The organism is Qaidamihabitans albus (genome assembly GCF_016464705.1).
GTDB classification, from domain to species: Bacteria; Actinomycetota; Actinomycetes; order Mycobacteriales; family Pseudonocardiaceae; genus Qaidamihabitans; species Qaidamihabitans albus.
The window spans coordinates 454,364-479,845 of sequence record NZ_JAEHOB010000002.1 but is presented as its reverse complement, the minus strand read 5'-3'; the positions used below and the strand labels follow the sequence as shown (position 1 = coordinate 479,845).

The window sequence follows — 25,482 nt, the reverse complement described above, 5'->3', positions numbered from 1 at the left end:
GGGCGTTCCGGTCACCGGGACGCGGCGATCGCGCGGTCGAGCACCTGGGCGAGATGCAGCGAGCCGCGACCGGTGAGCTCGCCGATCTGCGTGCGGCAGCTGAACCCGTCGGCGAGCACGAGCGTGTCCGGGTCCGCGCCGGTCACCTCGGGTACCAGCACGCGCTCGGCCGCCGCCACCGACACCTCGTGGTGCCCGCGCTCGACGCCGAAGTTGCCTGCCAGCCCGCAGCAACCCGAGTCGAGCGTGCGGTTGTCGACGCCGACGCGGCGCAGCAGGCGCTCGTCGGCGGCGTTGCCGAGCACCGCGTGCTGGTGGCAGTGCTGCTGCGTGATGGCCTCGGCGCGCAGCGGCGGAAACTCCACGTCCGGCGCGTGCCGTTCGAGGAACTCGGCCAGCGTGAACGCGCCGCGGTCCACCCCGCGCAGCTCGTCGGCGCCGAGCAGGTCGTGCGCGTCGTGCCGGAACACCGCCAGGCAGCTCGGCTCCAGCCCGACGACCGGCGTGCCCGCCGCGAGGTCGGGCCCGAGTGCCCGCAGGGAGCGGCGCAGCACCCGCCGCGCGACGTCGAGCTGCCCGGTGGAGATCCAGGTGAGGCCGCAGCACACCGGTCCGCGGGGCAGGCGGACGTCGAACCCGGCGTACTCGAGCACCCGCACGGCCGCCACGCCGACCTCGGGGGAGAGGAAGTTGGTGAACGTGTCCGGCCACAGCACCACCTGCGGCCGCTCGCCTTCCGGCGGGCGGTGCCGCCGCCACGCGCCGCGGAAGCTCGCGCGCGCGAACCTGGGCAGCTCCCGCTCCCCCGCGATCCCGCCGAGCCGTTTGAGCAGGGGCGACACCCGGGCCGAGCCGAGTATCGCGTTGGTCAGCGCGGGCGCGGCCGAGGCCAGCCGCGCCCACAGCGGCAGGAAGCCGAGCGAGTAGTGGCTCGCCGGCCGCACCCGACCCCTGTAGTGCTGGTGCAGGAACTCGGCCTTGTACGCGGCCATGTCCACATTGACCGGACAGTCGGAGAGGCAGCCCTTGCACGCCAGGCACAGGTCGAGTGCCTCGTGAACCTCTTCCGAGCGCCAGCCGTCGGTGATGACGTCCCCGCGCATCATCTCGAACAGCAGCCGCGCCCGGCCGCGCGTCGAGTGCTGCTCCTCGCCGGTGGCCATGTAGCTCGGGCACATCACGCCGGTCGAGGTGTCGATGCACTTGCCGACGCCGACGCAACGGCGGGTCGCGGTGGCCAGGCTGCCGCCGTCCTGCGGGTACCGCAGCGTGATCGGCAGCTCGCGCACCGGCCCGTCGAAGCGCAGGTCGGCGTCCAGCGCGCGGGGCCGCACCAGGTTGCCCGGGTTGAGCAGGTTCTGCGGATCCCAGATTCCCTTGAACGCCTCGAACAGCTCGATGATCTCGGGGCTGTACATCCGGGGCAGCAGCTCGGCCCTGGCCTGGCCGTCGCCGTGCTCGCCGGAGAGCGAGCCGCCGTGCTCGACCACGAGGTCGGCGGCGTCGGTCATGAACTCGCGGAAGCGGGCGATGCCCTCGCCGGTGGTGAGCGCGAAGTCGATGCGCACGTGCACGCAGCCCTCGCCGAAGTGCCCGTACGGCGCGCCGCGCAGCCCGTACTTCCGCAGCAGGGCCCTGAAGCCGCGCAGGTAGGAGCCGAGGTGCTCGGGCGGCACGGCGGCGTCCTCCCAGCCGGGCCACGCCTCCGAGCCGTCCGGCATCCGGGTCGCGATCCCGGCGGACGCCTCGCGCACCGACCACAGCTGCTTCTGCTCGCCCGGGTCGTCGGCGACCATGATGCTCGCGCCGGTGCCCTCGCGCAGCGCCGCGGCCAGCTCCCGCGCGCGGTTCGCGGCCTCGGCCGGGTCCTCGCCGCCTACCTCGACGAACAGCCAGCCCTGCCCTTCCGGCAGCCGGTCGAGCGCGGCGGGGCGCCTGCCGGTGGCGGTGAGGGTGGCCAGCAGGTCGGCGCCCATGCCCTCCACGGTCAGCGGTTCGAGCGGCAGCACGTGCGGCACGGCGTCGGCGGCGGCGACGTCGTCGGCGTACCCGGCGACCACGAGCACGCGTGCGGCCGGTGCGGGCACCAGCCGCACGGTCGCCTCGGTCACCAGCGCGCACGTGCCCTCGCTGCCGACGAGCGCGCGCACCACGTCGCCGCCGTTCTCCGGCAGCAGCGCGTCGAGCGCGTACCCGGACACCCGGCGGGGCAGCGCGGGAAAGCCCTGCCGCAGCAGGGCGAGGTTGTCCTGGGCCAGCGCTCGGAGCCTGCGCCCGATCTCGCCGCCGGGGCCGTCGCCGGGCAGTTCCGGGTCCGCCCGCAGCGCTGTGCCGTCGGCGGTGAGCAGGTCGAGTGCGACCACGTTGTCGGCCGTGCGGCCCCAGGCCACCGAGTGCGCTCCGCACGCGTCGTTGCCGATCATGCCGCCGATCGTGCAGCGGCTGTGTGTCGAGGGGTCGGGCCCGAACGTGAGGCCGTGCTCTGCGGCGGCCTCGCGGAGCCGGTCGAGCACCACACCGGGCTGGACGCGCGCGATCCGCCGCTCCGGGTCGATCTCCAGGATGCGGTTCAGGTGCCTGCTGCAGTCCACGACGATGGCCTCACCGAGCGACTGGCCCGCGATGCTGGTGCCCGCGCCGCGCATGGTGACGGGGACCCGGTGCCGGTGGCACAGCCGCACCGCCGTCTCGAGGTCGGCGGCGTCGCGCGGGAAGACCACCGCCAGCGGCACGTGCCGGTAGTTGGAGGCGTCCTGGGAGTACATCGCGCGGGCGGCGGAGCCGTCCTCGACCTCACCGGAGAGGGCGCCGCGCAGTTCGGTGACGAACATCGGGCATCACCAGTTCTCGATCGAGCCGGCGAAGATCGCCTCGAGCTCCTCGCCGTGTACCGGACGCGGGGCGATGGCGAGCAGGCGCTGCTGCTTGAGGGTGCCGTCGACCAGGTCCGGGATGTCGTCCTCGGTGTACCCGACCGCGCCGATGCCGCTGGGCGTGCCGATGTCGCGCATCAGCGCGGACAGCGCCGCGGGCAGCCGCTCGGCCGGGTCGTCGTGCCGCGCGGCCACGGGGTCGAGGATCTCGGCGGCGCGCATGTGCTTGGCGGGGTCGGTGGGGAAGGTGAACCGGAACGCGGCGGGCGCGGTCAGCGACACGGACTCGCCGTGCGGCACCAGTGCCTCCTCCCGCGGGTAGTCCCGCGGCCGGTAGTCACGCACGCGCCCGGCGATCGGGTAGGCGCACGCGTGCGGGATGTGCACGCCGGCGTTGCCGAAGCCCATGCCCGCGAACGTGGCCGCGAGCATCATGTCGGTGCGGGCCTCCAGATCGCCGCCGCTGAGCACCGCCTTGCGGAAGGAGCGCGCCAGCAGAACCAGTGCCTGCTCGGTCCAGGCGTCGGAGATCGGGTTGGCGCCGCAGTAGGCGACGCGCGTCTCCGGGCTGTGCCGGGGGAAGGAGTGGAACGGCTTGGCGGTGTAGGACTCCAGCGCGTGGCAGAGCACGTCCATCCCGCTCGCGGCCGTCACCCCGGGCGGCATGGACAGCGTGAGCAGCGGGTCGATCACGGCCATCGAGGGGCGCAGCCGGGGATGGCTGATGCCCGACTTCACCTTCAGCTCCAGGAAGTCCATGATGCAGACCGGGGTCGTCTCAGAGCCCGTGCCCGCGGTGGTGGGCACGGCCACCAGCGGCTTGAGCGGGCCCGGCGGGGCCTTCGCCTCGCCGAGCGGCTTGTTCACGTAGTCGAAGAGGTCGGCCGGGTAGGTGGTCATCAGGTTGACGGCCTTGGCGGTGTCGATGGACGACCCGCCGCCGACACCGATGAAGGCGTCCCATGTGGACTGTGCGGCGAACTCGACGGCGGCCCTGATGGACTCGTCGGTGGGCTCGATGTGCACCTGGTCGTAGACCTCGACCGTGAGCCCGGCCGCCTTCGCGGCGTCGGCGACGCGCTGCGGGACGCCGCTGGCCGCGACGCCGGGGTCGGTGACGATGAGCACGCGCTCGGCGCCGAGCTGGCCGAGGTCCCAGCCGATCTCGTCGACGGCGCCCGCACCGAACTTCAGCGGCGTCGCGCCCCAGGTGAAGACCGTCTCGTGCAGGTACTCGGTCACTGCTCGCTCCTTCGCGCGTCGGCCGGTCCGCCCACAGTGGCATGTAGCATGCCACTCGTCAAATTCGAGCAGGTCAGCCGGGGTATCGTGTCCAGTCGAAGGAGACGTCCGGCACCGGGTCGCCCGCCTCGCCAGCCTCCTGGCTGAGCAGCAGCTGGGCGGTGTGGACCAGGTGGGCGCGCATCGCCTCGGCGGCGTCGCCCGCCTTGCCCGCCTCGATGAACGCGAAGATCTCCTCGTGCTCGGCGAGGATGTCGGCCAGCCCCCGCGAACGGTCGACGGTGGACGTGCCGCGCAGCAGCACCATGTCCCGCAGCGAGTCGATGTAGCGGGCCAGCCGCAGGTTGCCGGACGCCTCGTTGATCGCCTCGTGGAAGCGCCGGTCCGCGGCCATGAACCGGGCCTCGTCGTGCTTCGCGGCCGCACGGCGCATGGCCTCGAGGTGCCGGCCCAGCTCCCGAACCCAGCCGGGCGCGCCGTGCCCGGTCGCGCGGAACGCGGCCGGTACCTCCAGCAGCAGCCGGATGGCGAACACCTCCTCGAGGTCGTGCAGGGAGGTCCGCATGATGCGGATGCCGCGGTTGCGCTCGAACCGGACCATGCCGCGTTCCGAGAGCTGGATCAGCGCCTCGCGGACGGGGGTGCGGGAGACGCCGAGCCGGGCCGCGAGGTCGTGCACCGAGTACAGGCCGCCCGGCACGAGCTCGCCGTTGACGATCGCGAGCCGCAGTTCGTCGAGGATCTTCCCGGCGAAGTTCCGGTCCGTGTCGATCTGCCGCATCGGCACATCCTCCCACCTCACCGTGTCCGCGTCCTGCGTACGCGTGCCCGCGCCGCGTGACGCGGACACGTGTGCGGGAGGCGCGGACACGCGCGGGTTACCGTGGCGGCGTGCTTCCGCTGGCAGGTATCACCGTCGTCGCACTGGAGCAGGCGGTCGCCGCGCCGTTCGCCACCAGGCAGCTTGGCGACCTCGGCGCGCGGGTGATCAAGATCGAGCGGCCCGGCGCCGGGGACTTCGCGCGGAGCTACGACGAGACCGTGCACGGCCTTTCGAGCCACTTCGTGTGGCTCAACCGGAACAAGGAGAGCGTCGCCCTCGACCTCAAGGACGACCGGGACGGGGGCGACCGGGCCGTGCTCGGCGCGCTGCTGGAGCGGGCCGACGTGTTCGTGCAGAACCTCGCGCCCGGCGCCGCCGACCGGCTCGGGCTCGCGGCGGAGGCGTTGCGGGCCCGGCATCCCCGGCTGATCGTCTGCAACATCTCCGGCTACGGCACGAGCGGCCCCTACCGGTCGAAGAAGGCCTACGACCTGCTGGTGCAGTGCGAGGCGGGGGTCGTCTCGGTCACCGGCAGCGAGGAGGAACCGGCGAAGGCGGGCATTCCCGTCGCCGACATCGCCGCAGGCATGTACGCCTACAGCGGGGTGCTGTCGGCACTGTACGAGCGGGAACGGACGGGGCAGGGATCGAGCTTCGACGTCGCGATGCTCGACGCCCTCGGCGAGTGGATGGGGTTCCCGTACTTCTACGCCACCTACGGCGGCACGCCGCCGCGGCGCAACGGTGCCCGGCACGCCGCGATCTCGCCGTACGGGCCCTACACCGCTGGCGACGGCGCGGTGGTGTTCATCGGCGTGCAGAACGAGCGCGAGTGGGCTGCGCTGTGCGAACGGGTGCTGCGGCGGCCCGGACTGGCCGCTGATCCGCGGTTCGCCCGCAACTCGCTGCGCGTGCGGCACGATGCCGAGCTCTCGGAGCTGATCGAGGCAGCGCTCGCGGACCTGCCCGCGGCGGATGTGGTGGCCAGTCTCGACGAGGCCGGGATCGCCAATGCCAGGATGCGCACGATGGCGGAGTTCGCCGAGCATCCGCAACTCGCCGCGCGCGGGCGCTGGGCGGAGGTCGGCTCTCCCGCGGGGCCGTTGCGAACCCTGCTTCCGCCGGTGGAGGTACCCGGCCGCGAGCCGCGCCTCGACCCGGTCCCGGCCGCGGGCGAGCACACCGCCGCCGTCCGTGCCGAACTCGGCTTCGACACGTGAGTGTCCGGCCGGGGCAGGCACGTGCAACCGGCGAGGGTGCCGGCTCCGTCCTGGCGGCATGAAGCCACGTCTCGCCTTCGTGCTCGGCCTCGTCACCATGCTCGCCGCGCTCACCACCGGTTGCGGCGCACCCGACGAGCGCGGTTCGGCCGAGCGGCCCGCGCTCGTCGCGTTCGACTCCTGCGAGAGCGCGCTGGAGGGCCTGCGGGGCGCCGCCGAACGGCACCTCCACGAGAACGGCCACCTGGACAGCCCGGGGATCGCCGAGGAAGGCGACGCGGTGAGCGCCGAAGCGGCTGGGACCGCAGGGACCGCGGTCGCCGGCGAACGTGGCGTGCCGGAGCATTCGACGACCAACAACCACGAGACCGGGGTCGAGGAGCCGGACGTGGTGCGGACCGACGGCCGCCGCGTCGTCACCGTCGTGGACGGGCGGCTGCGGGTGATCGACGTCGCCACCCGGCGGATGACGTCCACAGTGGAGCTCCCAGGCGGCACGGCGAGCGGCCTGCTGCTCGACGGCGACCGCGCGCTGGTCATCGCCGCGCCGGACACGATCACGATGGTCGACATCGGCGGCCCGGCACGGATACTGGGCACGCTGACGGTGGACGGCCACTACGTCGACGCGAGGGCATCCGGCGGGTGGGCGCGGATCGTGGTCCGCTCGGCGCCGGAACTGGCGGAGCCGTACCCGCAAGGCGGAGCCGAACAAGGCAGGGCCGAACAAAGCGGAGCCGAACCGGCGTTCGGGCGTTCCTCGATCGACGACTGGCTGCCCGGCTACGAGCTGCGCACCGGCGGCGGCACCGAGCGGGGGCGGCTCGTCGACTGTGACCGGGTCAGCCATCCCGACGACTACTCCGCGACCTCGCTGCTCACCGTGCTGTCCATCGACCTGGCCGGTGAGCTCGGCATCGGCGACCCGGTGGCGATCGCGGCCGACGGGGACACGGTGTACGGCACCGGCTCGAAACTCTACGTGGCCCACCAGCCGGGCGGGCGCACGGAGATCCACCAGTTCGACGTCAGCAGGCCCGGCACGCCCCGGTACGTCGCTTCCGGCGACACCGACGGAACGCTGCTCAACCAGTACGCGATGTCCGAACACGACGGCCACCTCCGAGTGGCGACCACGCTCGCGCCCACCGGCCGGGACAGCATGCCGGACTCGGAGAGCGTGGTCACCGTGCTGCGGCGCGAGGAAGGGGCACTGGTCCCGGTCGACAGCCTGGCCGGGCTCGGCAGGGGTGAACGGATCTACGCCGTGCGTTTCATCGGCCCTGCGGCCTACGTCGTGACCTTCCGCGAGACCGACCCGCTCTACACGGTGGATCTCAGCGATCCCGCCCGGCCGCGCGCGGTCGGCGAGCTGAAGATCACCGGCTACTCCGCCTACCTGCACCCCGCGGGTGACGGGCGGCTGATCGGGGTCGGTCAGGAGGCGGACACGCAGGGCAGGACGCTCGGCCTGCAGGTGTCGCTGTTCGACGTCGCGGAACCGGCCACGCCCCGCCGGATCGCGCAGCACCATGTCGCGGGCGGCCGCGCGCAGGCCGAGACGGACGCGCACGCGTTCCTCCACTGGCCTGCCGACGGCCTGCTGGTGCTGCCCACCGAGTCCGACGCGCTGGTGCTGCGCCTCGCCGGTGACCGCTTCACCGACCTGGGCACGATCGCCCACGCCACCCCGGTCCTGCGGGCGATGGTGATCGGCGACGAGCTGTGGACGGTCTCCTCGTCCGGAGCGGTCGTCCACGACACGGGAACCCTGGCGGAGCGGGCGGCGCTGCCGTTCCGCTGAGGACCTGTGTGCCTGGTCATCTCTCGTGAGTGCGCACACGAGTTAGAACACTGTTACGCACTCACGACCGGTGACCTGCGGCGCCGGAAAACCGCTTGGAGCAGGCGGCTCCGCGGTGCTGGACTTGAGCCCATGACGAGCACCCGGCACAGCACGGCACAGCAGTTCCGTTCGCTGCACCACGCCAGGACCCCGCTGGTGGTGCCCCACGCCGGGAACGTCGCCGCGGCCAGGGCTGCCGAGGCAGGCGGCGCCGTGGCGGTGTCCACCGACGCCACCGCGCCCGACGCCGTGGCGAGGATCGTGGCCGCCGTCGGCGTGGCGGTCACCGTCGACATCGGAGACGGCCGGGCCCGCACCGCGCCGGACACCGCCGACACCGCCGCCACCGTCGCCAGGGTGCTCGCCACCGGCGCCGCCGGGGTGGAGCTGACCGACCGCCTCGGGACCGGCGGTCTGCGACCGGAGGCGGAGCAGTGCCATCGCATCGCCGCCGCCCGGTGCGCCGCCTGCCAGGCCGGGGTCCCGCTGTTCGTCAACGCGCGCGTCGACATTCCCCTGGCCGCCGAGGACACCCGGCTGCAGGACGTCCTCGACCGTGCGGCGGCGTACGTGGCGGCGGGGGCCGACGGGATCCTCGTGCCCGGCGTCACCGCGATCGCCACCGCGCGCCGCCTCGTCGACCGGATCGCCGCGCCGCTGACCCTGCTGGCCGGTCCGGGCACCCCGACGGTCACGGAGCTGGCGGAGACCGGTGCGGCGCGGATCGGTCTCGTCCCGGCGCCCGGCTACGCGGCCGTCACCGGTGTCTCCGCACGGCTGCCGCGCAGCAGGCCCAGTGCGGCCACCAGCCCGAGGACGCCGAACGCCGCCGCCGTGGCGAAACCGGCCGGGTGAGCCCGGCTCCGCTCAGCGGCCCTCGGTGAACACACCGTGCTCGGTGACGACGGCGGTGATCAGCTCCACCGGTGTGACGTCGAAGGCGGGGTTGAACACGGCGGCGCCCTCCGGCGCGACCGGCTGCCCCGCGAAGTGCGTGACCTCCTCGGCGGCCCGCTCCTCGACGGCGATCGAGCCGCCGCCCGGCAGCTCCTTGTCCACTGTGGACGACGGCGCGACGACGACGAACGGGATCTCGTGCCGGGCCGCGGCCAGTGCGAGCCCGTAGGTGCCGATCTTGTTGGCCACGTCGCCGTTGGCGGCGACGCGGTCGGCGCCGACCAGTACGCAGTCGACGAGCCCGCGCGCGATGGCGGAGGCCGCTGCGGAGTCGGGCAGCAGGCGGTACGGCACGCCCGCCTCGGCCAGTTCCCACGCGGTCAGGCGGGTGCCCTGCAGCAGCGGGCGGGTCTCGCCGGCCAGCACGTACTCGACCTGACCGGTGGCGTGCAGATGCCAGACGGTGCCGAGGGCCGTGCCCCAGCCGACCGCGGCCAGCCTGCCGGTGTTGCAGTGGGTGAGCAGCCGCAGTGGCCGCCGCGGGCACCGGCGCAGCACGAGGTCGGCGGCGTGGCGGGATGCCGTGTGGTTGGTCCGCTCGTCCTCGGTGAGCATCGAACGGGCCTGGGCCAGCACGCTCTCGGCGCCGCCGCCGAGCGCAGCCAGTGCACGCTCGACGCCCCAGCGGAGGTTCACCGCGGTCGGCCGCGCGCCGGCGAGCCGGGCCGCGTCCGCCCGGACGGCCTCGGTGTCGTCGCCGTGCTCGCGGACCGCCAGCGCGACCCCGAGCGCTCCGGCGGCACCGAGTGCGGGCGCGCCGCGCACGGCGAGCCGCTGGATCGCCGCGACGAGCTCGTCCACGGTCCGCAGCCGCAGCGTGCGATGCGCCGCGGGCAGCGCGCACTGGTCCACGATGACGACCGCGTCGTCATCCCAGTCGATGGTCCTTCGCACGTTTCCATCCTCCCAAGGCAGCCGCCAAGTTCACCCACTTGCGTCCCGGCTCTCACTCTGGTGCGGAGCGTGGGAGCTTTACTAACGTCTGGCTACAGCAAAGCTCCCACGCTCCACACCTCGGAGGCGCGTCATGTCCGGCCGCACGAAGTACGTCCTCGACGAGGACGACATGCCGACCCAGTGGTACAACATCGTGCCCGACCTGCCGGAGCCGCCGCCTCCGCCGTTGCACCCCGGCACGAGGCAGCCGGTCGGGCCGGACGACCTGGCGCCGCTGTTCCCGCAGGCGCTGATCGCCCAGGAAGTGTCGACAGATCGCTTTGTCGACATTCCCGGTGACGTACTCGACGTCTACCGGCTCTGGCGGCCCTCGCCGCTGTTCCGCGCCCACCGCCTCGAGAAGGCGCTCGGCACCCCCGCCAGGATCTACTACAAGTACGAGGGCGTCAGCCCGGTCGGCTCACACAAGCCGAACACCGCCGTGCCGCAGGCGTTCTACAACGCCGCGGAGGGCATCACCCGGCTCACCACCGAGACCGGCGCCGGGCAGTGGGGCAGCGCGCTGGCCTTCGCGTGCGCGCAGTACGGCATCGACTGCGAGATCTGGCAGGTGCGTGCCTCCTACGACCAGAAGCCCTACCGCAAGCTGATGATGGAGACCTACGGGGCGACGCTGCATCCCAGCCCTTCGGACCTCACGGAGGCCGGGCGCAAGATCCTCGCCGAGCACCCGGACTCCACCGGCAGCCTCGGCATCGCGATCAGCGAGGCGGTGGAGAAGGCCGCCGCCGATCCGGGTGCCCGCTACGCCCTCGGCAGCGTCCTCAACCACGTCCTGCTGCACCAGACGGTGATCGGTGAGGAGGCGCTCAAGCAGTTGGAGCTCGCCGGGGACACCCCGGACGTGCTGGTCGGCTGCACCGGCGGCGGCTCGAACTTCGGCGGCCTGGCTTTCCCGTTCCTGCGCGAGAAGCTGGCCGGCCGGATGTCGCCGGAGATCCGGGCGGTCGAGCCCACGGCCTGCCCGTCGCTGACCCGTGGCCGCTACACCTACGACTTCGGCGACACCGCCGGCCTCACCCCGCTGCTGAAGATGCACACGCTCGGGCACGACTTCATCCCCGATCCCATCCACGCCGGTGGCCTGCGCTACCACGGGATGTCGCCGCTGCTGTCGCACATCTACGAGCTCGGGCTGATCGAGGCGCTCGCCGTGCCACAGCAGGAGTGCTTCGCCGCGGGTGTGCGGTTCGCCCGTGCCGAGGGCATCATCCCCGCGCCGGAGCCCACCCACGCGCTCGCCGCCTGCGTGCGGGAGGCCCTGCGCTGCAAGGAGACGGGCGAGGACAAGGTGATCCTGACCGCCCTGTGCGGCCACGCGCACCTCGACCTGCCCGCCTACGGCGCCTACCTCAGCGGCGAGATGGTGGACAACGAGCTCTCCGACGCCGTGCTGGAGACCTCACTGGCCAGCCTGACCTGAGCGCTGGCTGGACCTCCAGCGCGGTCGAGGGTGCACGCTGGGCCTCGTGACCGAGACGCTGGAGCAGCCCCGCCGGAGGGTGCTGTGGACCCCGGAACACCGCACCACCACGGCGGGGCTGCTGCTCGTCGTCACGCTCATCGCGTTCGAGTACATGGGCGTGGCCGCCGCGATGCCCACCCTGGTGGCCGACCTCGGCGGCGGGGCGCTGTACTCGTGGCCGTTCACCGCGTTCCTCGTGGCCGCCGTCGCGGCGACCGTGCTCTCCGGCCGGATCTGCGACCGCCGCGGCCCGGCCGCCTCGCTGCTCGCCGGGCCCACCGTGTTCCTGGCCGGGCTGCTCGTCGCCGGGTTCGCCGACGGCATGCCGATGCTGCTGCTCGGCCGGGTGCTGCAGGGCCTCGGCACGGGCACCGTGCTGGTGGCCACGACACTGCTGATCGCGCTCGTCTACACCGACCGCGAGCGGCCCGTCATCTACGCCGCCAACGCCGCGGCCTGGGTGCTGCCCGCGGTGGCGGGCCCTTCGATCGCGGGGCTGGTCACCGAACGGGTGGGCTGGCGCTGGGTGTTCCTCGGCCTGGTGCCGCTGACGCTGGTGGCGCTGGGACTGCTCTTCCTCGTGGTCCGGCGGCTCGGGACGCACGCACCCGGGGACCGGAACCGGCGCAGGGCCGGGATTCCCGCCGCGGTGGCCGTGGCGCTCGGCGTCGCGGCCCTGACGTGGGCCGTGCAGCACCCCTCGCCCGCCGCGCTCGGCTACGGTGCCGCGGGCCTGGCCGCGGTCGCGCTGGCGCTGCGGCGGCTGCTGCCCGCCGGCACGTTCACCGCCCGGCCGGGACTGCCGACGGTCGTGCTGTCCCGCGCGCTGCTCGCGGGCACGTTCGCGGGCATGGAGGCATACCTGCCGCTCACCATGACCGCCGTGCACGGCTACGGCCCGGCACTGGCCGGGCTGCCGCTCACCGTCGTCGCGCTCGGCTGGACCGCGGCGTCGATGCTGCAGGGCCGCTACCCGGACTGGCGGCGGGAGACCCTGCTGCGGGCCGGGTTCGTGCTGGTCGCGGCCGGTCTCGCGCTGTTCGCCGCGGTCTCGCAGCCGTGGTGTCCCGGCTGGGTGGCGTTCGCGGCGGCCGTGGTCGGCGGTGCCGGGATGGGCATCGCGATGCCGTCGGTCTCGGTGCTGCTGCTGCGCTACTCGCCGGTGGCCGAGCGCGGCTTCAACACCTCCGCCATGCAGCTCGGCGACTGGGTGGCCTCCGCGCTCGCGATCGGCTGCGGGGGCGTGCTGCTGGGCTTGCTGGCCTCCACGGCGGCACCCGGGCCCGCGGTCGTCGTGCTCGCGGCGGTGCTGGCCGGCGTCGCCGCGGTGGGCTCCGTTGTCACCGGCCGGTGGCCGCCGAGAACGGAGTGAGCGGCACCGCACCGCCACCGGGCGGGGCAGGACTACCCTGGTACCGCGATGACGTACCTAGACCACGCGGCGACCACTCCCATGTTGCCGGAAGCCATTGCGGCGATGACGGAAGCGCTGTCCACCGTGGGCAACGCCTCGTCGCTGCACTCTTCCGGCAGGCGGGCGCGGCGCGTGGTGGAGGAGGCCCGCGAGGTCGTCGCCGAGGCCCTCGGCGCGCGGCCGTCCGAGGTGATCTTCACCGCGGGCGGCACGGAGAGCGACAACCTCGCCGTCAAGGGCATCTACTGGGCCCGCCGCGACGCCGAGGCCGCCCGCCGCCGCGTGCTCGCGAGCGCCGTGGAGCACCACGCCGTGCTGGACACCGTGCAGTGGCTCGCCGACCACGCCGGTGCCGAGGTGAGCTGGCTGGACGTCGACGCCCACGGCAGGGTGCGGCCCGAGACGCTGCGCGCCGCGATCGAGGAGAACCCCGGCGACGTGGCCCTGGCCACCGTGATGTGGGCGAACAACGAGGTCGGCACCGTCAACCCGCTCGGCGAGCTGGCCGCCGTCTGCGCCGAGTACGAGATCCCGCTGCACACCGACGCCGTGCAGGCCGTCGGCGCGGTCGACGTCGGCTTCGCCGCCAGCGGCGCGAGCGCGCTCACGGTCACCGGGCACAAGCTCGGCGGCCCTTACGGTGTCGGCGCGCTGCTGCTCGGCCGCGACACCCCGTGCGTGCCGCTGCTGCACGGTGGCGGGCAGGAGCGCGACGTCCGTTCGGGCACGCTCGACGTTCCGGCGATCCACGCGTTCGCCACCGCGGTCAGGACGAGCGTCGAGCACCGGCAGTGCACCGCCGACGAGCTGACCAAGCTGCGCGACGACCTGATCGACGCGGTGCTGCGCGAGGTGCCGGACGCGGTGCTCAACGGAGCGCCCGCGGACGGCTCCGGCGAGCGGCTGCCCGGCAACGCGCACTTCACCTTTCCCGGCTGCGCGGGCGACAGCCTGCTGATGCTGCTCGATGCCAAGGGCATCGAGTGCTCTACTGGCTCCGCCTGCACCGCGGGTGTCGCCGAGCCCAGCCACGTGCTGCTCGCGATGGGTGCGGACGCCGTGTCGGCGCGCGGCTCGCTGCGGTTCTCGCTCGGCCACACCTCCAGCCGCGACGACATCGAGGCGCTCGCCGGGGAGATCGGGGCGGTGGTCACCAGGGCACGGCAGGCCGGGCTTGCGGGAATGCGCAAGCAGAACCACGAGCAGGGGGTGCAGTGATGCGGGTACTGGCCGCGATGAGCGGGGGAGTGGACTCGGCGGTGGCCGCCGCGCGTGCCGTGGACGCCGGGCACGAGGTCGTGGGCGTGCACCTCGCCCTGTCCGCCAAGCCCGGCACGCTGCGCACCGGATCGCGGGGCTGCTGCACGGTCGAGGACTCCCACGACGCCCGGCGCGCCGCGGACATGCTCGGGATTCCGTTCTACGTCTGGGACTTCGCGGAGCGCTTCACCGAGGAGGTCGTGGAGACCTTCGTCGGCGAGTACGCGGCGGGCCGCACGCCCAACCCGTGCGTCACCTGCAACGAGAAGATCAAGTTCGAGGCGCTGCTGGACAAGGCGATCGCGCTCGGCTTCGACGCCGTCTGCACCGGCCACTACGCGCGGCTGTCCGTTGTGGATGGTGTGCCGGAGCTGCGGCGAAGCGCCGACGAGGACAAGGACCAGTCGTATGTGCTCGCCTCGCTGACTCCCGAGCAGCTGCGGCACTCGCTGTTCCCGCTCGGCGGCTCGGTCAAGTCGGAGGTGCGCGCCGAGGCCGCCGAGCGCGGGCTCGCCGTGGCGCAGAAGCCGGACAGTCACGACATCTGCTTCATCCCGGACGGCGACACCAGGAAGTTCCTCGACGACCGGCTGGGCGAGCAGCCTGGCGAGCTGGTGGACGCCGAGACCGGTGCCGTGCTGGGCAGGCACACCGGGGTGCACGGCTTCACAGTCGGCCAGCGCAAGGGGCTCGGCATCGAGGCGCCCGCGCCGGACGGCAGGCCGCGCTACGTGCTGGCGCTGGAGCCGAAGTCGGGCACGGTGCAGGTCGGCTCGGCGGAGAGGCTGGCGGTGCGCCGGATCGAGGCCGACCGGCCGATCTGGCCCGCCGAGCGGCCGCCTGCCGGGCCCACCGAGTGCCACGTCCAGGTCCGCGCGCACGGCGGTATCGCGCCCGCCGTCGCCGAGGCCGTCGGCGCGGGCGTGGCCATCGACCTGCGCGAGCCGCTGACCGGGGTCGCGCCCGGCCAGGTGGCCGTGCTCTACCGCGCCGACCCAGGGGGCGATGTGGTGCTCGGCAGCGCGAAGATCGCTTCCACCGCGTGACGTCGCTCGGCTAGCCTCGGCGGGGCAACGGCGCCTTGGGAGGAATTCGATGAGCACGCCCCGGTCCAGCACGGTCTCCGACGTCCTGCGGCGCAGCGCCGCGCGGGTCCCGGGGCGGACGGCGCTGCGGTTCGCCGACCGTACGTGGAGCTACGCCGAGCTGGACGCGGCCGTCACCAGGGCCGCCGCGCACCTGCTCTCGCTCGGCCTGCGCTCCGGCGACCGGGTGGCGGCCTACGGCAAGAACTCCGACGCGTACCTGATCGGTTTCCTCGCGTGCGCCAGGGCGGGGCTGGTGCACGTGCCGGTGAACTACAACCTCGTCGGCACCGAGCTTTCCTACCTTGTCGAGCAGTCCGGCAGCACGGTCGCCCTCGTCGATCCCGCCCTGCGGGGCAACCTCGACGAGCTGCCGCTCGAGCTCAAGCACGTGCTGCCGCTGCGCGACGCCGGCGGCTCGCTGTTGGCGGCCGCGACGGAGGGCGAGGTGCCCGTGCTCGACGTCGAGGTGGCCGACACCGACCTGGTGCAGCTGCTCTACACGTCCGGCACGACGTCGCGGCCCAAGGGCGCCATGATGACGCACCGTGCGCTGGTGCACGAGTACCTGTCCTGCATCTTCGGCCTCGACCTGACCGAGCATGACGACCCGCTGCACGTCATGCCGCTCTACCACTCCGCGCAGATGCACGTTTTCCTCGTGCCGTCGCTGGCGGTCGGCGCCACCAACACTCTCCTGGAGACCCCCGACCCGGCCGACATCCTGCGCCGGCTCGCCGCCGACCGGCACGGCGGCTTCTTCGCCGCGCCGACGCTGTGGGTGGCGCTGGCGAACCATCCGGAATTCGGGCGGCAGGACCTTTCGGCGCTGCGCAAGGCGTACTACGGCGCGTCGATCATGCCGGGACCGGTGCTCGCGCGGCTGCGCGAGGCCATGCCAGGGCTGGGTTTCTACAACTGCTTCGGGCAGTCGGAGATCGGGCCGCTTGCCACGATCCTCGGCCCCGCCGAGCACGAGGCGCGCCCCGAGTCGGCGGGCCGGGCGGCGCTGTTCGTGGAGCTGCGGGTGGTGGACGCCGAGGGCAACGACGTCGAGCCGGGCGGGCAGGGCGAGTGCGTCTACCGGTCGCCGCAGCTCTGCCTCGGTTACTGGGACAAGCCGGAGGAGACCGAGGAGGCGTTCCGCGACGGCTGGTTCTACTCCGGCGACCTGGTGCGCATCGACGACGAGGGATACATCTACGTCGTCGACCGGATCAAGGACGTGATCAATACCGGTGGCGTGATGGTGGCCTCACGGGAGGTCGAGGACGCGCTCTACACGCATCCCGGAGTGGCCGAGGTGGCCGTGGTGGGACTGCCGGACGAGGAGTGGATCGAGGCGATCGCCGCGGTCGTGGTCGCCAAGGAGCCCGGCAACGTGGGCGAGGAAGACCTGCTCGCGCACGCACGCGAGCACCTGTCGCCGTTCAAGGTGCCCAAGGTGGTGTACTTCGTCGACGACCTGCCCCGCAACGCCTCCGGCAAGATCCTCAAGCGGGAGCTCCGCGACCGCCTCGCCTAGCCTGCCCGGCCGCCGTGAGTCAGAGCAGCGATGTCACGTTGATCGACCCGTAGCGGCCGGCGAAGCCGGTGTCCAGCGTCACCAGTGTGAGGCCCGCGGCCTGTGCGAACGACGCCAGGTAGTCGTCCGTCCAGAGCTTGTGGCTGTTGTCCTCGCGCGCGGAGATCGCTCGCCACGCCTGTTCCACCTGGGCCGGTTCGCCCGCCCACTGCACCCGGTCGTCGGCCCGGAGCCGGTCGAGGACCTTCCAGGCGCCGGCGCGGGCAAGCACGTCGTCGCCCATGACGGCGGGGTTGGACAGCAGCCGCAGCAGGCCCATCTGGGTCACCCGGCAGAGCCGCAGGTCGCCGGTCTGTTCGTCGAACCAGGCGGCCGCGCGCGGGTGGTGGACGTGTCCCGCCCAGACGGCCGCGAGCCAGACCCCGACGTCGAGCAGCATCAGTGTCCGCCGTGCTTCTCGGCGTCCTCGGCGGCGAAGACCGCCTCGATGTCCGCGTTCGAGATGTCCACGGTGTGCGGTCGCGTGCTTTCCACGAGCGGCAGCCGCACCCGGGTCCGCGTGGGGGCGGTGGTGGAATCACCGAGCTCGTGCACGACGGCGCGCGTGAGGAACTCCTTCAGGGTCTCGCCCCGGGCAGCCGCCTCGGCTTTCGCGGCGCGGAGCACTTCGGTAGGCAGCTGAACGGTGGTGCGCATAAAAGCATATTAACACCACACCGCCTAGCCCCGCCCCCCGCGAGTCCCGCGAGTGCTGCGTTCAGACCCGCGAGTGCTGCGTTCAGGCGGCGCGGCGGATCCGGGCACTCACCGGCTACGGGGGATCGCGGGCGGTCAGGGGAGTGTGTAGCGGCGGATGCCGTCCGTGTCGGTTGCCGCGAGCCTGTCCTGCGCCACCAGCAGGTCCAGGTGTGCGCCGGTCTCCAGCACGGCGAGCATCTTGTTGAACGGGTCCAGCTCGGTCAGCTTGCGGGCGCGCCTGGTCCAGCCCAGCCGCAGCGCCGACTCGTACGCGGTGCTCGCGCCGCGCGCGATCGTCTCGCCGATCTCGGCCAGCCGGTGGTCGTGGTGGGCCAGCAGCTCGTCGACCCGCTCGTGCACGCTCGGCGACACCTCGCCGTGCGCGGGCAGCATCCGCCGGTCGGGCATCTCCCGCACCAGCCGCAGCGAGCCGAGGTACTGCCGCAGCGGCAGCTCGGCCGGCGCGGGCTGGAAGCCGATCGACGGCGTGATGTGCGGCAGCACGTGGTCCCCGGTGAACAGCAGCCCGGCCGGGTCGTCGACGAACACCACGTGCCCGGCCGTGTGCCCGGGCGTGTGCACGACCTCTAGCTCCCTGCCGGGCAGCGCCGCGCGCCTGCCAGGGGTGAGCCAGACGTCCGGCTCCTCCCACACGTCCTCGGCGGTGCGCCGCGGGGACTCGCCGAACAGCGCGGTCAGTTCCTCGACGACCGGTTCCGCGCCGGCCTGGTGCAGCAGCCGCACCTGCGCCGCCATCGGCGCGGTGCCGGGCGCGCCGGCGAGCTTCAGCGACGGCTCCTCGTGCTCACCGAGCGCGATCGTGCCGCCGAACTCCCGCCGCAGCGTCACCGCCAGCGTGTAGTGGTCGCGGTGGACGTGGGTGACGAGGAACTGGCCGACGTCCCCGAGCCCGGCGCCAATGCCCTTGAGCCCGGCCGCCAGCTGCTCGCGCGCCTCGGTCAGCGCCCAGCCGGAGTCGATCAGGGTGAGCGACTCGCCGTCGGTGACCGCGTAGACGTTGACCGCCCTCAGCGCGTCGTGCGGCAGCGGAAGGGGGATGCGGTACACACCCGGCGCGACCCGGTAGACGCCCGGTTCGGCCCAGTGCCTGCTGCTGTCCTCGTCGAGCGGTTCCACGGCGACCTCACTGTCTCGCGTTCACTACCTCCTCGATCTGACCAGGTCGGGAGCGCTCGACGGAGCAAGCTGAGACACACATCACTGAACGAACGCTTAGTTGGCGTCCTGCTTGAGTGCCGTGTCGACGGTGAGCGCCGCGGCGATGACCATGCTCGCCAGCGGGTCGGGCAGCGGCCGGTGGATCTGCACCACGTAGTTGTCCGCGGTGGTGAACGCGGCCTTCACGAAACCGCCGAAGGTCTTGGTGATCCGCGCGACCTCGGTGTCGGTGTGATCGGTGATCGAGAAGTTCCACGCCCGCCAGTTCTCCGCCTTGATCGCGCCCACCTTCTGTCCCTGCACGGTGAAGGCGAACCGGATCTTGCCGAAGACGTTCTCCTGGGACACCTCGCCGACCGGTGAGCCGTCCGCCCTGCTCACCTGGAACCGCGACTTGAACACCTTCGCCGGGCGGGTCACCCGCAGCAGCGTGTTGTGCGCGGCGTCGCGGACCTCGAACCGGTGGGTCAGGAACTGGTCGTACTTCGTGAGCAGCCGCACCATCTTCTTCAGCATGCTCTGCCCGACCTGGACGACGCCGCCGATCTGCCTGCCGTGCTGGTCGAACACGCCGTACTCGCTGGCCATCTCGATGAGCTTGGCGCGCTGGTTGACCACCAGTACCGGCTCGGTGAACAGCGTGCCGCCGCCCGCGAAGCCGCCGCCGGAGCCGCCCGTGCCCTTGGCCGCCTGCTGCTGGATGCGCGCCGGGTCGTGACCGCGCTCGATGTCGAGCTCGATCGCCTCCGCATCGTGAGCACCGGGAGCACCGTGGGCGGGCTGCTGCTGGGCGGGCTGGGTATGGGCGGTCCAGGCCCGGCCGTCCCACCAGCGGGCCAGGTGTGCGTCGTGGTGGTCGGGATACCAGCCCGGTGCCGGTGCGCTGCTCGTCATGGCCTGAGCGTAGCCACGCCGGACGCCGCCGGGTACCAGCTGATCGTTCGATCCGCGTGACCCGAGCAGGGACCGGGGGCCTTCCGCACCGGCACCGGGCGGCGAGCAGAATCGGGGTGTGACTGAGCAAGCCTGGCCCGCTGGAGTGGCCACCGGAATCGGCTCGATGCCGGGCACCGACGCGGCCGAGACCGCCGCGATCGTGCTCGGTGAGCTGCCCGAGTTCCCGTACCTGCCGGAGCTGCCGGACCGTGGCGTCGGCGCCGACATGCTCGGGCGCACCGCCGCGCTGCTCGTCGACCTGGCCGTCGAGGTGGTGCCGAGCGGCTACCGGGTCGCCGCCCGCGCAGGCCGCGACCACCGGCGCGGCACCGACCTGCTGCGCTGGGACCTCGACGCCCTCGAGGACGCCTGCGGCCGCGTGGGCACCGCGCCACGGGTGATCAAGACGCAGGTCGCGGGGCCGTGGACGCTCGCCGCGGGCATCGAGCTGGCCCGCGGGCACCGGGTGCTGACCGACCCCGGCGCCACGCGCGACTTCGCCACCTCGCTCGTCGAGGGGCTCACCGCGCACGTCCGCGAGCTCGCCGCCCGCACCGGGGCGCAGGTGGTGGTGCAGTTCGACGAGCCAACGCTGCCCGCCGTGCTCGCGGGTGCCCTCTCGACCCCGTCCGGCTACGGCACGGTCCGTTCGGTGCCCGAGCCGGAGGCGCGTGACCTGCTCGCGACGGTCGTGGCGGCGGCCGAGCGGGTCACCGGCCAGCGGGTGGTCCTGCACTGCTGCGGGCCTCGGCCGCCGGTCGGCCTGCTGCGCGCGACCGGCGCCGGGGCGCTCGCCATCGACGCGACGCAGCTGGAGGGCGCGCCGGGCACGCTGCTCGACCAGTTCGGTGAGGCGTGGGACGCAGGCACGGTCTTCCTGCTGGGGCTGGTGCCCGCGGAGGAACCGGAAGACCGGCCCAGCCTGCACGACGTGGCCTCGCCCGCGCTGCGCCTGGTCGACCGGCTCGGCTTCGGCCGGTCGACTCTCGGGGAGCGGTCGGTGCCGACGCCGACGTGTGGCCTTGCCCGAGCGAGCCACGACTGGATGCGCCGCGCGCTGGCTCTCACCCGGGATCTCGGCAAGGCGTTCGTGGAGCCGCCCGAGGGCTGGTAGGACTCGGGCATGCGACTTTTCGGGCGATCCCGCCGGGAACCGCCGGACCCCCGCACGCCGTGGCCGGAGCAGCCCGTGCCCGCCGACCCCGCCGAGGCGGCCCGCGAGTTCTGGCGCCGCTGGCAGGGACTGCTGCCCGAGGTGAGCGCCGCGCTCGGTGACCGCGAGCCGCAGCGGGTCGAGGTGGCGCTGTGCGACGCGGTGGCCAGGGTGCATCCGCGCCTTCAGTTTTCACTCGAACGTGGGCGGCGGGCGGTCTACGCGCTGGTCGTGAGCGGTCAGGAGGATCCGGCGCTGCGGCCCTACACCGACGCGTGGCGGGCCGCGGCGCCCGCCGAGGACGCCATCTGGGAGTACCACGACTCGGTGCCGCCGGTGCCAGATCCGAGCGAGGTCACCGTCAACGTCGGCGAGCACCGGGTCGCGCTCGCCGACGTGCGGCTGGCCGTGCAGGTCGACGAGGCCGAGCAGGTGGTCGACGTGGCCGTGCACCACCCGCGGTTCGCCGAGCTGGACGAGCAGACGCGCGTGGCACTGACGTTCCTGCCGCTGGACGCGGCGCTGGGCGAGCGGCTGGCCGCCGACCGGCTATGCCGCGTGGAGACCGCCGAGGCCGAGCCCGCCGGCTCGCTCACCCTGCTGGAGTTCCGTGACCTGGTCCGCAACCTGAACAGCCTGAACGAGAATGTCGGGGGAACTGACTAGGCTAGGCGCCTGTGAGCAGTGAAGACCTTGCCGCAGGGCAGGTGGCCCAGGACATCGGGGACGTTCCCGCGGACGCGCGGGAGCGCCACACCGCGCTGGCCGAGGAGGTCCGCGGCCACCAGTTCCGGTACTACGTGCTCGACTCGCCGACGATCTCCGACGGCGAGTTCGACGCGTTGTTCCGCGAGCTGGAGGAGCTGGAGGCGAAGTACCCGGGGCTGGCCACCCCGGACTCGCCGACGCAGAACGTCGGCGGCACCTTCTCCACCGAGTTCACCGCGCACGACCATCTCGAACGCATGCTCAGCCTCGACAACGTGTTCGACTTCGAGGAGCTGTACGCGTGGATCGACCGGGTCGAGCGCGAGGTCGGCGGGAGCACGCGCTACCTGTGCGAGCTGAAGATCGACGGGCTCGCGATCAACCTGCTCTACGAGAAGGGCAGGCTGACCCGCGCGCTGACCCGTGGCGACGGCCGCACCGGGGAGGACGTCACGCTCAACGTCCGCACCCTGCAGGACGTGCCGACGCGCCTGCGCGAGAGCGAGCGGTTCGGAGTGCCTGACCTGGTCGAGATCCGTGGCGAGGTGTACTACCGCGTCGGCGAGTTCGCCGAGCTGAACGCCCGCCTGGTGGAGGCGGGCAAGCCGCCGTTCGCGAACCCGCGCAACGCCGCCGCCGGATCGCTGCGGCAGAAGGATCCGCGGGTCACCAGGACGCGCCCGCTGCGGTTCATCTGCCACGGCCTCGGCAAGCGGGACGGGTTCGAGCCCGCGCGGCAATCGGAGTCCTACGAGGCACTGGCGGCATGGGGGATGCCGGTGTCCGCCTACAGCAAGGTGATCGAGACGGCGGACGGGCTCGCCGAGCACATCCGGTACTGGGACGAGCACCGGCACGACGCCGAGTACGAGATCGACGGCGTGGTGATCAAGGTCGACCAGGTCTCCCTGCAGCGCAGGCTCGGCTCGACCTCGCGGGCGCCGCGCTGGGCGGTGGCGTACAAGTACGCGCCGGAGGAGGCCACCACCACACTGCTCGACATCCGCGTCAACGTGGGGCGCACCGGCCGGGTGACGCCGTACGCGGTGATGGAGCCGGTGAAGGTGGCCGGTTCCACCGTCGCGATGGCGACGCTGCACAACGGCGCGGAGGTACGGCGCAAGGGGGTGCTGATCGGCGACCGGGTGGTGATCCGCAAGGCGGGCGACGTGATCCCCGAGGTCCTCGGCCCGGTCGTGGACGTGCGCACCGGCGAGGAGCGCGAGTTCACGATGCCCACGCACTGCCCGGAGTGCGACACCCTGCTCGCCTACGAGAAGGAGGGCGACGCCGACATCCGTTGCCCGAACGCGCGGCACTGTCCCGCGCAGCTGCGGGAGCGGTTGTTCCACCTGAGCAGCCGATCGGGGCTGGACATCGAGGTGCTCGGCTACGAGGCGGCCACCGCGCTGCTGCAGTCCGGTGTGGTCGCCGACGAGGGCGACATCTTCGACCTCGACGAGGAGAGCCTGAAGCAGGCCGACCTCTTCCGCACGAAGGCAGGGGAGCTCTCCGCCAACGGGCGCAAGCTGCTGGCCAATCTGGAAGCCGCCAAGGAACGTCCACTGTGGAAGGTGCTGGTCGCCCTGTCCATCCGGCATGTCGGGCCGACCGCCGCGCAGGCGCTCGCCAGGGAGTTCGGCTCGATCGAGCGCATCGACGAGGCGAGTGAACAGGAGCTCGCCGACGTGGACGGCGTCGGGCCCGCCATCGCGCAGGCGGTGCGGGAGTGGTTCGAGGTGGACTGGCACCGGGAGGTCGTCGAGAAGTGGCGCCGTGCGGGTGTGCGGATGGCCGAGGAGCGCGACGAGTCCATACCGCGGCACCTCGAGGGACTGTCGATCGTCGTCACCGGATCGCTGGAGACGCTGTCCCGCGACGAGGCCAAGGAGGCCATCATGGTGCGCGGTGGCAAGTCGGCGGGCTCGGTGTCGAAGAAGACCGCGTTCGTGGTGGTCGGCGACGCGCCAGGGTCCAAGTACGACAAGGCCGTGCAGCTCAAGGTTCCCGTGCTCGACGAGGACGGCTTCCGGGTGCTGCTCGAACGCGGCCCGGACGCGGCGCGTGAGGTGGCCGAGGTGCAGGGCGAGCCCGATGAGTGAGAGTGCCTGCCGGAGCGGTACCGACCCGCGGCCGCCGGGGGCGCCGCTGATCCGCGTGGTGCGGCCGGGCGAACTGGCCGAGGTGGGTGAGCTCACCGTCGCCGCCTACCAGGCCGACGGCCTGCTCAGCCACGAGGGCACCGAGTCCTACGCCGACGAGCTGCGCGACACCGCACACCGGGCCGGGCACGCCGAGGTCCTGGTCGCGGTGGACGGGGCGGACACGATCCTCGGCTCGGTCACCGTCGTCCGGGCAGGGAGCCCGTACGCGGAACTCGCCCGCGACGGCGAGGTGGAGTTCCGGATGCTGGCGGTCGCCGAGCACGCGCGCGGGCATGGTGTGGGGGCGGCACTGACCAGGGCCGTGCTGGACCGCGCCGTGGCGCTCGATGCCCCGCGGGTGGTGCTGTGCAGCCTTGAGTCCATGAAGACCGCCCACCGCCTGTACGAGCGGCTGGGCTTCCGGCGCCTGCCCGAGCGCGACTGGTCTCCCGCGCCCGATGTGCTCCTGCTCGCGTACGCCCTCACCCTCGTGAGTGCGCACACGAGTTAGAACTCGTCTGCGCACTCACGAGGCGTCGCGGCGGCGGGTGAGTCTGCGCAGCGTGTCGCGGACCCGGTCGCTGCTGCGGTAGCGGAGCGTGAGCACCGTCGCGGCGGCGAGCACCAGCCCGCCCGCGATCGCGGGGACGACGCCGACGTTGTCGAGCACCCAGTCGGTGACGCGGCGGCTGCGCGAGGTGGGGTCCGCGAGCACGATCGCCACGAACACGGCGGCCAGTGCCGTCGCACCGGCCAGCAGCCACCGGCCGCGGCCCTTGTCGAGCCCGGCCCTGCGGCGGATCACCCGGCCGGCGCGCACGATCCGCCCCGCTCGCAGGATCCGCAGGGCACCGAGTGAGAGCAGCAGCCGCAGGATCTGCACGGGGCCGACGGCGAACACGACCGCGGGCACCGTCGCCCCCGTCACGATCAGCTGCCACCGGTGCTCCCGCACCCACTTGGCGACATCGCGGCTGACCCAGAGCAGCACGGCCGACTCCCCGAGCAGCACGACCAGTGACAGCCAGTTGAGCAGCATCCCGACCACTGCCGCCGTGCCGCCGGTGGTGGTGAGGAAGACCGCGGGCACGGACACCAGCGCCGCGACGAGCACGGGGATGGCGAGCCGCTCCTCCACCTGCTCCGCGCGCGTGCCGGGCGCGGAGTCAGCGGTGGAGTCGGGCGAGGCCATCGCCTCGATTGTACGTTCTCACCTGGTCAACGATCTGGGCCACGCGGTGGCACGCCTGGTCACCTCTCGTGAGTGCGTACACGAGTTAGAACTCGTGTACGCACTCACGAGTCCAGGACGACCGCGACGATTCCGGCGAGATGGGCGAGCCGGGCCACCTCGGCGGCGCGGAACATGGGGCCGCCGGGACGTCCCACGAGCAGCGCCCGGTCGGGCTTGCCAAGGGGCGTCGCGGCCAGTTCCGTGCCCAGCTCCTGCCAGGTCTCCGGTATCCAGGAGTCCTCCGAGTCGAGCACCGTCGCCCGTTCCAGCGGCAGCCACGGCATGTCGGTGACCGGCGCCTCCGGGGCCGCGCCGGACGCGGCCAGCCGCAGCACGCCCTCGTCGGACTGCTGCACGACCAGCGACCAGCCCGCCCGGATTATCCGCGGCACCCCTTCGGCGAGCAGGCTGAGCCCGGACGCGGGCTGACCGGCGATCTCCTCGACGAGCTCCAGCTCACGATGGGTGTCGAGCACACCCGCATACGGCCGTACGGCGTCGACCTCGACTCCCTCGATGCTCTCGGCCGCCGTGATCAGCGCGTCCGGCAGCCGCCCCGACGGCAGCTCCACGACCAGGTCGTCGACGGCGATGCCGTTGCCCCGCTCGACCACGTCCACGCTGAGGATGTCGGCCCCGGCGAGGCCGAGGGCGGTGGCCACGGCACCGAGGGTTCCCGGACTGTCCGGCAGCTGTACCCGGATCAGGAAAGACACCTGTTCA

Annotated in this window: 22 protein-coding genes; 12 read left to right on the top strand and 10 right to left on the bottom strand. The window is 72.9% G+C overall.

What is annotated here, in order from left to right; translation table 11 throughout:
* Positions 1 to 11: 11 nt before the first annotated feature.
* From JAP66_RS05525 to JAP66_RS05515, 3 genes are all read right to left on the bottom strand, one after another.
* Positions 12 to 2,831 (bottom strand): FAD-binding and (Fe-S)-binding domain-containing protein, encoded by a 2,820-nt coding sequence (locus JAP66_RS05525; protein ID WP_199430450.1) that lies wholly within the window; start codon positions 2,829 to 2,831, stop codon positions 12 to 14.
* Positions 2,832 to 2,837: 6 nt separating this feature from the next.
* On the bottom strand, positions 2,838 to 4,115 hold the full coding sequence (locus tag JAP66_RS05520; RefSeq protein ID WP_199430449.1) for a hydroxyacid-oxoacid transhydrogenase: 1,278 nt from the start codon (positions 4,113 to 4,115) through the stop codon (positions 2,838 to 2,840).
* A gap of 73 nt (positions 4,116 to 4,188) precedes the next feature.
* Complete coding sequence (locus tag JAP66_RS05515) at positions 4,189 to 4,896, bottom strand: GntR family transcriptional regulator (RefSeq protein WP_199430448.1); 708 nt, start codon at positions 4,894 to 4,896, stop codon at positions 4,189 to 4,191.
* A gap of 110 nt (positions 4,897 to 5,006) precedes the next feature.
* On the opposite strand from JAP66_RS05515, the gene JAP66_RS05510 reads away from it, so the two are divergent.
* The 3 genes from JAP66_RS05510 (at position 5,007) to JAP66_RS05500 (ending at position 8,859) form a co-directional block, all read left to right on the top strand.
* A complete protein-coding gene (locus JAP66_RS05510; RefSeq protein ID WP_199430447.1) occupies positions 5,007 to 6,158 on the top strand; it encodes a CaiB/BaiF CoA transferase family protein in 1,152 nt (383 codons plus the stop codon).
* A gap of 58 nt (positions 6,159 to 6,216) precedes the next feature.
* Positions 6,217 to 7,962 carry a beta-propeller domain-containing protein gene (locus tag JAP66_RS05505; protein WP_199430446.1) on the top strand — a complete coding sequence of 582 codons (1,746 nt, stop codon included), beginning with the start codon at positions 6,217 to 6,219 and terminating at the stop codon, positions 7,960 to 7,962.
* A 132-nt stretch (positions 7,963 to 8,094) separates the two neighbouring features.
* Positions 8,095 to 8,859: an isocitrate lyase/phosphoenolpyruvate mutase family protein gene (locus tag JAP66_RS05500; protein ID WP_199430445.1), complete on the top strand. Its 765-nt coding sequence runs from the start codon at positions 8,095 to 8,097 to the stop codon at positions 8,857 to 8,859.
* A gap of 12 nt (positions 8,860 to 8,871) precedes the next feature.
* Here the strand turns inward: JAP66_RS05500 and mtnA are convergent, their stop codons facing one another.
* Entirely contained in the window at positions 8,872 to 9,855 is a 984-nt protein-coding gene (mtnA, locus tag JAP66_RS05495) for an S-methyl-5-thioribose-1-phosphate isomerase (protein WP_199430444.1), read from the bottom strand.
* A gap of 133 nt (positions 9,856 to 9,988) precedes the next feature.
* Between mtnA and JAP66_RS05490 the strand changes: the two genes are divergently transcribed.
* Genes JAP66_RS05490 through JAP66_RS05470 form a run of 5 tightly spaced genes read left to right on the top strand, consistent with a single transcriptional unit; the run spans position 9,989 to position 16,667 of the window.
* Entirely contained in the window at positions 9,989 to 11,341 is a 1,353-nt protein-coding gene (locus tag JAP66_RS05490; protein WP_199430443.1) for a TrpB-like pyridoxal phosphate-dependent enzyme, read from the top strand.
* Positions 11,342 to 11,387: 46 nt separating this feature from the next.
* Positions 11,388 to 12,755 carry an MFS transporter gene (locus JAP66_RS05485; protein WP_199430442.1) on the top strand — a complete coding sequence of 456 codons (1,368 nt, stop codon included), beginning with the start codon at positions 11,388 to 11,390 and terminating at the stop codon, positions 12,753 to 12,755.
* Positions 12,756 to 12,803: 48 nt separating this feature from the next.
* On the top strand, positions 12,804 to 14,015 hold the full coding sequence (locus tag JAP66_RS05480) for a cysteine desulfurase family protein (RefSeq protein WP_199430441.1): 1,212 nt from the start codon (positions 12,804 to 12,806) through the stop codon (positions 14,013 to 14,015).
* Positions 14,015 to 15,103: a tRNA 2-thiouridine(34) synthase MnmA gene (gene mnmA / locus JAP66_RS05475; protein ID WP_199430440.1), complete on the top strand. Its 1,089-nt coding sequence runs from the start codon at positions 14,015 to 14,017 to the stop codon at positions 15,101 to 15,103. The genes JAP66_RS05480 and mnmA overlap by 1 nt, the downstream gene beginning before the upstream one ends.
* 49 nt (positions 15,104 to 15,152) lie before the next feature.
* Entirely contained in the window at positions 15,153 to 16,667 is a 1,515-nt protein-coding gene (locus JAP66_RS05470; protein WP_199430439.1) for an acyl-CoA synthetase, read from the top strand.
* A 19-nt stretch (positions 16,668 to 16,686) separates the two neighbouring features.
* Here JAP66_RS05470 and JAP66_RS05465 read toward each other — a convergent pair whose 3' ends face one another.
* The 4 genes from JAP66_RS05465 to JAP66_RS05450 form a co-directional block, all read right to left on the bottom strand.
* On the bottom strand, positions 16,687 to 17,106 hold the full coding sequence (locus tag JAP66_RS05465) for a TA system VapC family ribonuclease toxin (RefSeq protein ID WP_199430438.1): 420 nt from the start codon (positions 17,104 to 17,106) through the stop codon (positions 16,687 to 16,689).
* A complete protein-coding gene (locus JAP66_RS05460; RefSeq protein WP_199430437.1) occupies positions 17,106 to 17,363 on the bottom strand; it encodes a hypothetical protein in 258 nt (85 codons plus the stop codon). Before JAP66_RS05460 ends, JAP66_RS05465 begins: the two co-directional genes overlap by 1 nt.
* Before the next feature lie 135 nt (positions 17,364 to 17,498).
* Complete coding sequence (locus tag JAP66_RS05455; RefSeq protein WP_199430436.1) at positions 17,499 to 18,542, bottom strand: MBL fold metallo-hydrolase; 1,044 nt, start codon at positions 18,540 to 18,542, stop codon at positions 17,499 to 17,501.
* 96 nt (positions 18,543 to 18,638) lie between these two features.
* The gene (locus JAP66_RS05450; protein WP_199430435.1) at positions 18,639 to 19,478 is read right to left on the bottom strand and encodes an LURP-one-related family protein; all 840 of its coding nucleotides are present in this window, start codon (positions 19,476 to 19,478) and stop codon (positions 18,639 to 18,641) included.
* Positions 19,479 to 19,596: 118 nt separating this feature from the next.
* Here JAP66_RS05450 and JAP66_RS05445 point away from each other — a divergent pair, with 118 nt between their 5' ends.
* Genes JAP66_RS05445 through JAP66_RS05430 form a run of 4 tightly spaced genes read left to right on the top strand, consistent with a single transcriptional unit; the run spans position 19,597 to position 24,036 of the window.
* Positions 19,597 to 20,634, top strand: a complete 1,038-nt coding sequence (locus JAP66_RS05445; RefSeq protein WP_199430434.1) for a uroporphyrinogen decarboxylase/cobalamine-independent methonine synthase family protein — start codon at positions 19,597 to 19,599, stop codon at positions 20,632 to 20,634.
* A 9-nt stretch (positions 20,635 to 20,643) separates the two neighbouring features.
* Positions 20,644 to 21,339 (top strand): hypothetical protein, encoded by a 696-nt coding sequence (locus JAP66_RS05440; RefSeq protein WP_199430433.1) that lies wholly within the window; start codon positions 20,644 to 20,646, stop codon positions 21,337 to 21,339.
* An 11-nt stretch (positions 21,340 to 21,350) separates the two neighbouring features.
* Positions 21,351 to 23,483, top strand: a complete 2,133-nt coding sequence (gene ligA / locus JAP66_RS05435; protein WP_199430432.1) for an NAD-dependent DNA ligase LigA — start codon at positions 21,351 to 21,353, stop codon at positions 23,481 to 23,483.
* Entirely contained in the window at positions 23,476 to 24,036 is a 561-nt protein-coding gene (locus tag JAP66_RS05430) for a GNAT family N-acetyltransferase (RefSeq protein ID WP_199430431.1), read from the top strand. Before ligA ends, JAP66_RS05430 begins: the two co-directional genes overlap by 8 nt.
* A 15-nt stretch (positions 24,037 to 24,051) precedes the next feature.
* Here the strand turns inward: JAP66_RS05430 and JAP66_RS05425 are convergent, their stop codons facing one another.
* Complete coding sequence (locus tag JAP66_RS05425; protein ID WP_199430430.1) at positions 24,052 to 24,717, bottom strand: hypothetical protein; 666 nt, start codon at positions 24,715 to 24,717, stop codon at positions 24,052 to 24,054.
* Between the two features lie 104 nt (positions 24,718 to 24,821).
* Positions 24,822 to 25,475, bottom strand: a complete 654-nt coding sequence (locus JAP66_RS05420) for an ACT domain-containing protein (RefSeq protein ID WP_199430429.1) — start codon at positions 25,473 to 25,475, stop codon at positions 24,822 to 24,824.
* Positions 25,476 to 25,482 lie beyond the last annotated feature (7 nt).